At 48.2% G+C, this 11,661-nt stretch carries 7 protein-coding genes; 6 read left to right on the top strand and 1 reads right to left on the bottom strand.

Annotated elements, in window-relative coordinates:
- The first annotated feature begins 213 nt into the window (after nt 1–213).
- The 5 genes from ASG24_RS10005 to adk all read left to right on the top strand — a co-directional run bounded on the left by ASG24_RS10005 (nt 214) and on the right by adk (nt 6,485).
- Nucleotides 214–2,550, top strand: coding sequence for an LPS-assembly protein LptD (locus tag ASG24_RS10005; protein ID WP_235562389.1), 2,337 nt, complete (start codon nt 214–216; stop codon nt 2,548–2,550).
- Entirely contained in the window at nt 2,547–3,866 is a 1,320-nt protein-coding gene (locus ASG24_RS10000; protein ID WP_082488071.1) for a peptidylprolyl isomerase, read from the top strand. The genes ASG24_RS10005 and ASG24_RS10000 overlap by 4 nt, the downstream gene beginning before the upstream one ends.
- 40 nt (nt 3,867–3,906) lie before the next feature.
- Complete coding sequence (gene pdxA, locus ASG24_RS09995; protein ID WP_055870896.1) at nt 3,907–4,905, top strand: 4-hydroxythreonine-4-phosphate dehydrogenase PdxA; 999 nt, start codon at nt 3,907–3,909, stop codon at nt 4,903–4,905.
- A 47-nt stretch (nt 4,906–4,952) separates the two neighbouring features.
- Nucleotides 4,953–5,735, top strand: coding sequence for a 16S rRNA (adenine(1518)-N(6)/adenine(1519)-N(6))-dimethyltransferase RsmA (rsmA, locus tag ASG24_RS09990; protein WP_055870893.1), 783 nt, complete (start codon nt 4,953–4,955; stop codon nt 5,733–5,735).
- 96 nt (nt 5,736–5,831) lie between these two features.
- A complete protein-coding gene (adk, locus tag ASG24_RS09985) occupies nt 5,832–6,485 on the top strand; it encodes an adenylate kinase (RefSeq protein WP_055829676.1) in 654 nt (217 codons plus the stop codon).
- Between the two features lie 73 nt (nt 6,486–6,558).
- Here the strand turns inward: adk and ASG24_RS09980 are convergent, their stop codons facing one another.
- Nucleotides 6,559–8,739, bottom strand: a complete 2,181-nt coding sequence (locus ASG24_RS09980; protein ID WP_055870890.1) for a TonB-dependent receptor domain-containing protein — start codon at nt 8,737–8,739, stop codon at nt 6,559–6,561.
- 288 nt (nt 8,740–9,027) lie between these two features.
- On the opposite strand from ASG24_RS09980, the gene leuS reads away from it, so the two are divergent.
- Nucleotides 9,028–11,643, top strand: a complete 2,616-nt coding sequence (leuS, locus tag ASG24_RS09975; RefSeq protein WP_055870887.1) for a leucine--tRNA ligase — start codon at nt 9,028–9,030, stop codon at nt 11,641–11,643.
- Nucleotides 11,644–11,661 lie beyond the last annotated feature (18 nt).

Below are 11,661 nucleotides of genomic sequence, written 5' to 3'. Positions count from 1 at the left end.
CTTGTGCGCTTGCTGGTAAAATGCGGCTCACATTTTAAGTGAAAAATGACTTTTTAAGCGTTTTCATGAATAATATAGCCCAAATGAATGGGGCAAATCGCAAGGTGGAAAAAATTGCAAGCATATAACCACTCTGCGACCCGCAGAGCCTACTGAAATTATCACTCTTTGACTAACTTGCAAGTTTATTCCTCCACTTCTCGCGAACGCGGCATGCGCATTATATTAGCCCTGGTCGCCACCGGTTCACTTGCGGCCATGCATGCACGTGCCGATGAGACGACCACGCCGCCTGTAGTAGTCGCCGAAAACGCCGCATTGCCTGGCGCAGTCGAAATAGAAGGTGACACGCTAAAACTGCGTATGGATCGCCAGATGTGGGCCACCGGCAATGCCGTGATCCGCAAAGATGGTCAACAAGTCACCGGTGACGAAATCCGTTATGACATGCAAAATGATGAGCTACAGGTAGACGGTAATGCGGTAATTTCAGCGGGAACAACTACGATTAAAGGCCCGATGTTGCGCATGCGACTGAGTGAGAATATTGGCGAAATGCGCGATGTCACGATAGAGTTTAAGAGTGCTCCGCCAAGACCAAGCAATCAGGACACCAATACCTTACTCGATGACCAGGCCATCCTCGTCAGTGATCCTAAAAGATATGTTGATGACAACGCTTCATTCAGCAATCAGGAAAAAAAGAGTACTTTCGATAATATCCGCGCATCAGCCAAACAGGTGTTTTTCGAAGGGCAGAATATCAAGCGCCTGAAAAGTGCAAGTTACACTTCTTGTGCTGCTGATGTCGATGACTGGTATATCAAAACCGGCAGCCTGGAATTAAATGATTACACCCGCACCGGCGAAGCAACCAATGCCTATGTAGAATTTAAGGGTGTGCCCATCCTGTATACGCCATGGATGAGTTTTTCCTATAACAACCAGCGTAAAACAGGCTTGCTAGCTCCGTTATGGGGGACGACTTCACGCAGTGGTTTCGAGCTGCTGACCCCCTTCTACATTAATATCAGCCCGGATAAAGATGCCACACTTGCCACCCGCGTATTAAGCAAGCGAGGCATACAATTTCAAGGCGAATTTCGCTACCTGGGTGAGAACTACATGGGCTCGAATAACTTCGAGTACCTGGATAATGACAGCATGACCGGCCAAGACCGGTTTTATGCCAAGCTGGCGCATCGCCACCAGTTTAGTGACCACTGGTCTGGCGGTTATAGCCTGGAAAAAGTCTCGGATGATAAATACTTCTCCGAGATGGCGACCAGGATTCAAGTGACTTCTAGGGTTAATCTTGGGCAAACTGCTTATGTGAATTATGCGGATGAGCACTGGACATTCAATGGTACCGTTCAGCGCTATCAGAACCTGGATAATCTGTCATTTGTATACCAGCGATTGCCGCAACTGACAGCAAGCTACACCAATGATTGGAAAGGGTTTACCACCAATACCGGTGCCCAATATGTCTATTTTGACGCCATGAAAGAAATGACCACGGCGCCTAGTGGTAGCCGATTTAGCTTATACCCGTCGATTTCTTATCCGATGAAGAATTCGTATGGTTTTGTCACACCCAAAGTCGGGGTGCAAACCACCCAATACAACCTGACTGGTAATGTGCCTCTGGGTTACACCGAAGAATACAACCAGTTGAACAGAACGTTACCTATTGTCAGCCTGGATTCAGGCCTGTATTTTGATCGGCAAACCAACCTGTTTGATACCAGTTACACGCACACCCTGGAACCGCGTGCTTACTATGTGTATATCCCATATCGTGACCAAACCAAGATCCCTATTTTTGATACCTCATTAAACACACTGAATCAGAATTCTATTTTTTACGAAAACCAGTTCAGTGGCGATGACCGCATCAATAACGCCAACCAGGTCACATTGGCTGTGACTAGCCGTCTGATTGATAGTGAAACCGGTATAGAACGCCTCAGCGGTACACTGGGCCAGCGCTTTTATTTTGATGATCAACAAGTGTACATGCCAACAACTTCGCCTGATACGCGTAAGTCGTCTGATATTCTGGCAGCATTTACGGCACGCCTTTCCAGCCGCCTCAACCTGGACACCTACTGGCAATATGACCCAGATCGCGGCAATATGGAGCGTAATAATTACTTGCTGCGTTATAATCCCGAGCCTGGAAAATCATTCAGTTTTGGTTACCGTTACACGGCAAGCGTACTTGAGCAAATTGATACGGCCGGCCAATGGCCGTTGGGTAACAGGTGGTACGGTGTTGGCCGCCTGAACTACTCCATTCGTGATGGCAATGCGGTACAAATGCTTGCTGGCCTAGAGTATGATGCGGGATGCTGGCAAGGCCGAGCAGTCATGCAACGCGTGCAAACAGCAACTGCTGACGCGAACTATGCCATGTTTTTTCAACTCGAACTGGGTGGGCTGACTTCGATCGGCGCCAACCCATTAAACGTCATCAAGCGCAATATCCCGACTTACATGCGCACCAATGACATACCGGGAATTTACAGAGACCAAAATACCCAATGATGAAATACTTATCACCATTTTTACACTCTGCGGTGTGTGTTGCGATTTTGCTAGGCACCTCAGCGAATATTCACGCGGCTGACAAACCCTCCATCGAAAAAATGGACAGGATTATTGCCGTCGTTGATCAATCTGTTATTACCGAACGCGAAATGCTGGACCGTATTGAGTCTGTTCGCACGCAAATGATCAAAAAGGGCGTGGAATTACCGCCGGATGATGTGTTACAAAAGCAAATCCTGGAACGCTTGATTGTTGATAGTTTGCAATTGCAACTGGCCGCACAAACCGGGATTAAGGTAGATGATGCGCAACTGGACAAAACCATAGAGCGTATTGCCGAGCAGAACAAATTGACCATGCCAGCATTTAAAAAAGCGCTGGAAGAAGACGGCACCAAGTTTTACAAGTTTCGTGAAGATATCCGCAATGACATTATCCTTACCCGCTTGAGAGAGCGTGATGTCGATAATAAAATCAATATCTCCGAAGCGGAAATTGATAACTACCTGAGCTCACAGGAAAAGGAAGGTGACCTGGATGAATTTAACATTTCCCAAATTCTGATCCGCCTGCCTGAAGACAGCTCACCTGAAGATATCCAGAAAGCCAGGATCCGCACCGAACAGGCGATTAAAGCCATGTCAGAAGGCATGAGTTTTGAGAAAGCCTCTGCAAACTTTTCTGACGCACCTAATGCCCTTGAAGGGGGCGACCTTGGCTGGCGCAGTGGTCAGCAAATGCCACCCCAGTTTGTAGAGTTGATCAAGACACTGGATGTGGGCGGTGTGTCACGCCCTATCCGTAGCGGTACGGGCGTCCATATTTTCAAATTGAAAGAAAGACGCGCGGGCTCCAGCACTTTGATCGTTGACCAAACGCACGTACGCCACATTTTGCTGAAGCCGAATGAAGTACTGTCCGACAAAGAAGCGCAGCAAAAAATTGAATCCATCAAGGAGCGTATTGATCACGGCACGCCTTTCCAGGACATGGCACGTCAATACTCCGACGATGGCAGTGCATCCAATGGTGGTGATCTGGGCTGGATCAACCCTGGCGACACTGTGCCGGTGTTCGAAAAAGCAATGGCCGAACTTGCACCTAATGAGGTGAGCTCGCCGGTACGCAGCCAGTTTGGCTGGCATATCATCCAGGTGATAGAACGTCGCAAACAGGACATGTCCAAAGAGTCCAAACGCCTGAAAGCACGCCAGGAAATTCGTGCCCGCAAAGCTGAAGAAGCTTACAGCGAATGGATACATGAATTGCGTGACAAAGCGTTTGTCGAGTTGCGTTTAGAAGACAAATTTTAAAGCGTAAAGACAAGTTTCAATTCCAAAAAACTCTAACCGGATGACCACACTCCCCCGCATTGCGATTACCTCTGGTGAGCCTGCCGGGATAGGGCTGGATATCTGCGTCAAACTTGCACACAAACCTCTGCCAGCCTCGCTGGTAGTATTGTCCGACCCACATGCTTTGGAAGCCAGGGCTGCTGAATTAAATCTCCCTTTAATGCTGCATATGTATCATGGCACTGCGCCAGAGCATGCAGGAGATGGCAGTTTGTGCGTTTTACCCGTACCATGCAGCACAGCGGTGACAGCTGGCAGCCTGGAAGCCAGCAATAGTCAGTATGTATTAACAATGCTGGATCGCGCACGCGATGGTTGTATCGCCAATGAATTTGATGCCATGGTCACCGCACCTGTACATAAAGGCATTATTAATGACGCCGGCATTTCATTTACCGGACATACAGAATACCTGGCAGAAACCACCCATACTAGCCAGGTCGTGATGATGCTGGTCGGCGGCGGTATGCGTGTAGCATTAGCCACTACACACTTGCCCCTCACACAGATAAGCAGAGCGATTACCCAGGAATCATTGACTACAACATTGCGTATTTTGCATCAAGATCTGATCCGAAAATTTGGTATTCCAGAACCTACTATATACGTTGCCGGCCTCAATCCACATGCTGGTGAAAATGGCTATCTGGGCGATGAGGAAATCAACACCATTAATCCGGTGCTGGATGCGTTGCGCGCAGAGGGTATGCATTTGATAGGCGCATTGCCAGCGGACACCATGTTTTCACAGAAAAACCTGGCTAAGGCCGATGCGTTTCTGGCGATGTATCATGACCAGGGCCTGACTGTGCTCAAACACGCCAGTTTTGGTGAGGGCGTGAATGTCACATTAGGCTTGCCAATTATCCGCACGTCGGTCGATCACGGCACGGCGCTGGATATTGCCGGGACCGGGCAAGCGGATGTAGGCAGCATGCTGAGTGCCATCCACCTGGCTATCGAAATTACACAAAAACGTGCTGCAGCCCAAGAATAAATACCTTTGAATCTCTCAACTGGTATAAAGCCACTTTAAGAATGTAAATGAAACACCTAGCAAAAAAGCGCTTCGGCCAAAACTTTCTCACGGACCAGGGCATTATCGGTAGCCTGATCACTGCGATTCAACCCACGCCTGATGACCTGATGGTTGAAATCGGCCCCGGCCTGGGCGCCATGACGCAACCTTTGCTCAAACAACTGCGTCATTTGCACGTGGTGGAAATCGACCGCGACATTATTCAATGGATGCAGTTTTTTTACCCTGCCGAAAAAATCAGCATTCATAATTCAGATGTCCTGAAATTTGATTTCAGGACATTGGGCGAGCGTATTCGAGTGGTAGGTAATTTGCCCTACAACATCTCCAGCCCTATCCTGTTCAAGCTGCTCGAAAATACGTCGCAAATAATCGACATGCACTTCATGCTGCAAAAAGAGGTCGTAGAACGTATGGTAGCCGCGCCCTCCACTTCTGAATATGGCAGGCTCTCTGTCATGTTGCAATACCGTTTGCAGATGGAATACCTGATCACTGTGCCACCAGAAGCATTTGAACCAGCGCCTAAAGTAGAGTCTGCTTTCGTACGCTGTGTGCCATTTGCACAATTACCTTACCCTGCAACCGATGAAGCATTGTTTGCAAAAGTGGTAATGGCCGCATTTGGCCAGCGCCGTAAAACATTACGTAACACACTCAAAGGCTTGCTGGATGACGCCGGCTTTATTGCGCTGGATATAGACTCACAATTGAGGGCGGAAAATCTTAGCGTGGCAGAGTTTGTGACTATCAGCAATTTTGTGGCTGCTAACCCAATCTTTCTTTAAGTTTTAGAAATCAAGTTTAGTCAATAGAGTATAGGTCAGCTTTTTCTAGCCTGATATAATCCCTTTTTCCTCAAAAACAATCTTCTGGAGCATGACATGCGTTTGATTCTGCTGGGTGCACCTGGTGCCGGTAAAGGTACTCAGGCCACTTTCATCAAAGAAAAATACAACATTCCGCAAATTTCTACTGGTGATATGTTACGTGCAGCCGTAAAAGCAGGCACTCAGCTTGGCCTGGAAGCCAAAAAATTCATGGATGCAGGCGGCCTGGTGCCTGATGAAGTGATCATCGGCCTGGTGAAAGAGCGCATTAAAGATGCAGATTGCGCCAATGGTTTCCTGTTTGATGGTTTTCCACGCACCATACCGCAAGCAGAAGCAATGAAAAATGCTGGCGTTGCGATTGATTATGTCGTGGAAATCGATGTCCCTGATGAAGCGATTGTTGAACGCATGAGCGGCCGCCGCAGCCACCCTGCTTCAGGCCGTACTTACCATGTCAAATTCAACCCGCCTAAAGCTGAGGGTAAAGACGATGTCACCGGCGAAGAGCTGGTACAACGTGATGATGATAAAGAAGAGGTCGTGCTCAAACGCTTGCAGGTGTATCACGACCAGACAGAACAGCTGATTGGTTACTACTCAGACTGGGCAAAGTCCGGTGTCGCTGGCGCACCACAATACGTCAAGGTCAATGGCCTTGGTGAGTTGAATACCATTAAAGAAGAAATCTTTGCTGCATTGAAATAAGCTTAACTTGAATTAAAAAGCCCGCATTTAGCGGGCTTTTATTTTATTGAGAAATGAGATTGTTCTCACATATCTAGAAGTCGTAGCGAATACCGCCAAATACCTGACGCTGACGCCCTGCCACTTTACCGTCAACACGGCTAATCAAGTACTCTTTATCAGCCAGGTTATGACCACTGATAAAGTAAGTCAGCTTGGACCCGACTGCTCTAAAGTTGATAGAAGCATTTAGCAGAGTATACGCAGGGATTTTACCTTCCTGGCCATCCAGACTTTCAATGGTAGTATTATCCGGATCCACATATTGCTGGCTCACGTAATCCACCCCAATGCGTGCGTTAATGCCGACTGGATGCTGATAACCAAAATTGATGGAAGCAATATCGCGTGGCGCATAAGGCAAGCGATTGCCGCTTGTCGTTTCGTCTGTGCTCTTCTTAAACTTGGCAGTAAACAGGTTTGTATAATTACCGGCAATATAGAAATTATGCGGGCTGTCATAGATCCTGCCAAAATCTACACGTGCTGCCAGCTCCAAGCCTGTTTGCTGTGATTTACCGGCATTGATAAAATCACCCGCGTTTCTTTGAATCACAATCTCATCAAAATTGATATTGAACAATGTGGCTTCAAGACCAACGCCTTTGAAATAAGAGGAACGCACACCGACTTCAGTATTTGTACTTTCTTCAGCACGTGTACTACTGATTGCATCCAAGCCTGCCAGATCATCAAAGTTGATATCACGTGAAGGACGAGGCGGTGCAAAGCCCCTGTGAATACCGGCAAACAGGGTGGTGTTTGCAATACCGTTCCAGGTGGTACCTATGCCTGGCAACCATACGGTCTGGCTATTTGTTTTAGCAAATCCTTGCGGGTCACCTTCTGCCTGTAACACATTGATTTTCTTTTTATAATCTTCAACACGCAGGCCTGGCGTCAATGTCCAGTCACCCAGATAAAAGGTGTTTTGCGCATAGTAGGATTTGGCTTCAATATCAATGCGGATATCTTCCCTGAAAGAACCAAATGCTTTGGCATACGATAAGCTTTGTGCTCGCGGATCGCCATCGCGGAACTGTTGACGTTTGTTACCCTCTTCATGGTATCTAAAACCAACCACAGCACTGCTTTCAATGCCAAACAGACTGTGTTTGATATCCAGACGTGGTTCAAAACCATAGTAGTCGTAACTTCTTGGACGATGACGGCCACCACATTGAGCAGCATTCGCCACAGTAGCCGGGCCTAAACCCTCACATCGATCCATGACTGAAACACCAGTTTGCGTGTCATCATTTAAAGTCCCCGGCGCATTGATTTGCCTGAATGAGGTCCTGAATGCATCAACATAATAGGCATTGGTGGTTAAGGTAGCGTTAGGATTGATATCAAATATATGCTGCAGTTGCAATGACTTGCGCTGATATTCAAACCTGTCATTCTTGCCAGTTGGCGCCTGGTATTTATCTTGCGCATATTCCACTGCACCCAAGCCGGTTTCAGAGACATGCGAATCCTCTTCGTAGTAACCGACTTTCGCTATGATTCTTTGACTCTCAGTCAGGTTCAATTGGCCTTTTACCATCAACTCGCGCATTTCAAAGTCATGGTTCTTGCGGATGCCATCACCTTTTTTCTGAATCGCATCGATCATGATGCCGCCCTGCTCACCGCCCACACCCAAGTTTGCGGCAAAACCGGTAAAGTCATTGTTACCCACCATACCGGTGACACTACCTTCAAACCCATTTTTCGGTACTGGCTTGGTCACAAAGTTAATCATGCCGCCAACCGTCTGTGGGCCATACAAAATCTGGCCTGAACCCTTGACGACTTCAATGCGTTGTACACGTTCGATAGGTGTCGTGTAATGTGCGGAAGGATCGCCATAGGGCCCCAGGAACAATGGCATACCATCTTCCATCAACAATGTGCGGGATGTGCGTCTTGGATCCATGCCTCTTATCCCGATATTGACGCCCAGGCCAAAAGTGTTTTCACCCACAATATGCACGCCCGGCACATTATTAATCGCTTCCTGAATTGAAAACGGTCTACGCTCGTTAAGTGATTTTTCATCCACAACTGAATAAGATCCTGGTACTGTTTCCAGCCTATCTGGCAAAATGCCTTTCACCATGACAGGGCCAACATCCAGGCTATTTGTCTGATCAGCCAGTGCGTTTAAAATATTCACACTAATCGCTAAACTTGTAGCCGCGACCATGATTTTTTTATTAGGTTTGTGCATTCCTCTTCATCCTCTCGTTGTAAAACTGTGTACCTTGTTTAGCAACATCCACACCAAAAAACTTCAACAATAATTATCTCGTTGATTAATTTACATAAATGAGATATTTCGCTAATGCTGCCTGATCCATGCCGGGCGGAGAGGTCGGTTGATAAAAACCGATATCAGTTTCAATCGGTTTATATCAACCATTAAGTGGATTGGCCGTTGCCTGTCATATCTCTCACAAACCACAAGCTGCAGGGTTCTCAGGTATAATTACTTTTTTAGTAATCGCGTCCCAATCACATGCAACAGCAGTATCCATTTAAAGAAGTCGAACAACAGGCACAGCAATTCTGGGGCGCCAGACAAAGCTTTTTAGCCAAGCCTGAAAGCAGCAAACCCAAGTACTACTGTTTATCCATGTTTCCTTACCCAAGCGGTAAGTTGCATATGGGTCATGTTCGCAATTACACCATTGGCGACGTACTTAGCCGCTACCATCACATGAAAGGTTTTAACGTATTGCAACCTATGGGTTGGGATGCGTTTGGCCTGCCGGCCGAAAATGCTGCCATCCAGAACAAGGTTCCGCCTGCGCAATGGACCTATGACAACATTGCCTATATGCGCAAACAATTACAGTCCCTCGGCTTTGCTATTGACTGGAGCCGTGAACTGGCAACCTGCCAGCCTGAATATTACAAATGGAACCAGTGGCTGTTCCTGCGCATGCTGGAAAAAGGCATTGCTTACAAAAAAACCCAGGTCGTGAACTGGGATCCGGTCGATCAAACCGTACTGGCCAATGAGCAGGTGATTGATGGCCGCGGCTGGCGCACGGGTGCACTGGTTGAGAAACGAGAGATCCCCGGCTATTACCTGAACATCACCGGCCACGCCCAGCAACTGCTGGATGACCTGGATAAATTGCCAGGCTGGCCAGAGCGTGTGAAAACCATGCAAGCCAACTGGATAGGTAAAAGTGTGGGCGTGCGTTTTGCATTTCCGCATACCATCCAAAATAATGATGGCAAGCTGATCGATGACGGAAAACTGTGGGTATTCACCACTCGCGCCGACACTATCATGGGCGTAACCTTCTGCGCGGTGGCTGCCGAGCATCCGCTGGCCACGCATGCCGCGCAAAACAATCCTGCCCTGCAAGCCTTTATTGATAAATGCAAGCAAGGTTCCGTCATGGAAGCCGACATGGCGACCATGGAAAAAGAAGGCATGGATACCGGGCTGACTGTCACCCATCCGCTGACTGGTGAACAGGTGCCAGTTTGGGTAGGTAACTATGTGCTGATGACTTATGGCGAAGGTGCGGTGATGGCTGTGCCTGCGCACGACGAACGCGATTTTGGCTTTGCCAAGAAATATAGCCTGCCCATCAAGCAGGTCATTAGCGTGTTGGATCAATCCTTTGACAACAGCGCCTGGCAGGAATGGTACGGCGAGAAAAGCAAAGGGCTTTGCATTTACTCCGGCAAATACAACGATCTGAACTATACGCAAGCGGTAGATGCTGTGGCCGCTGACCTGGCCGAAAAAGACCTGGGCGGCAAACAGACCAACTGGCGCCTGCGTGACTGGGGCATTTCCCGTCAACGCTACTGGGGCTGCCCGATCCCGATTATCCATTGCGAAAGCTGTGGTAGCGTTCCGGTACCAGACGACCAGTTACCGGTCAAATTGCCGGAAGACTGCGTGCCGGATGGTTCAGGCAACCCGCTAAACAAGCGTGAGGATTTCCTGAATTGTACTTGCCCGAGCTGCGGCAAACCAGCCAAGCGCGAAACCGATACTATGGATACCTTTGTCGATTCCAGCTGGTATTACGCACGTTATGCGTCTGGGTTCCGCGCAGATGCAATGGTCGATGCACAAACCAATCACTGGATGCCGGTAGATCAGTACATCGGCGGCATTGAGCATGCGATTTTGCATCTGCTGTACTCACGTTTCTGGAGCAAGGTCATGCGTGACCTTGGCCTGGTCAATTACGATGAACCGTTTGCCAACCTGCTGACCCAAGGCATGGTGCTCAACCATATTTTCTCGCGCCGTACCGCAAAAGGCGGCATTGAGTACTTTGCACCTGAAGAAGTCGAACTGGTGCAGGATGAGAACAGCAAGATCACCGGTGCCAAACTGGTTGCTGATGGCTCGGCGATTGATTACCAGGGCATAGGCACCATGTCCAAATCCAAGCGTAACGGCGTCGACCCACAATCACTGATTGAACAATACGGTGCAGATACCGCGCGCTTTTTCATGATGTTTGCCGCACCACCTGAGCAAACGCTGGAATGGTCTGATAGCGGTGTTGAAGGCTCGCACCGCTTCCTGAAACGTGTCTGGAATTATGGTTATGTGCTGTCTGAAACTCAGCCAGGTGAAATGCCAAACAAGCTGACTGGCGAACTGGCTAACCATCGCCGCGAAATTCATACTGTGTTAAAACAAGCCAATGTTGACCTGGCAAAACTGCAATTCAACACCGTGGCTTCAGCATGCATGAAAATACTCAACACGCTGGAAAAAGTACAGAAAGACGCAGAAAAAGACTGGCAGGCAGTGGCTTTTGAAGGCTACAGCATTCTGTTACGTGTACTGTCACCCATCGCACCGCATATCGCACAAGTCATGTGGCAAACGTTGAACCTGGGAGAAGATATCCTGGCTGCGAAATGGCCTGAACCTGCCAATTCGGCACTGGTGCAGGACGAGGTGGAATATGTCGTGCAAGTGAATGGCAAGTTGCGCGGCAGCATCAACATTCCCAAAAGTATGGCTAAAGAACAGATTGAAGCCACGGCCGTCAACCAGGACTTTGTACAAAAATTCCTCAATGAAGGCAGCGTCAAAAAGATCATTGTCGTGCCAAATAAATTGATTAACATCGTTGTCGCTTAGCTAAATATTAGCGTTGAA

This window comes from Methylophilus sp. Leaf414, assembly GCF_001425425.1.
GTDB lineage: Bacteria > Pseudomonadota > Gammaproteobacteria > Burkholderiales > Methylophilaceae > Methylophilus.
The sequence above is the reverse complement of the archived record's forward strand: the minus strand, read 5'-3'. Positions and strand labels throughout refer to the sequence as shown.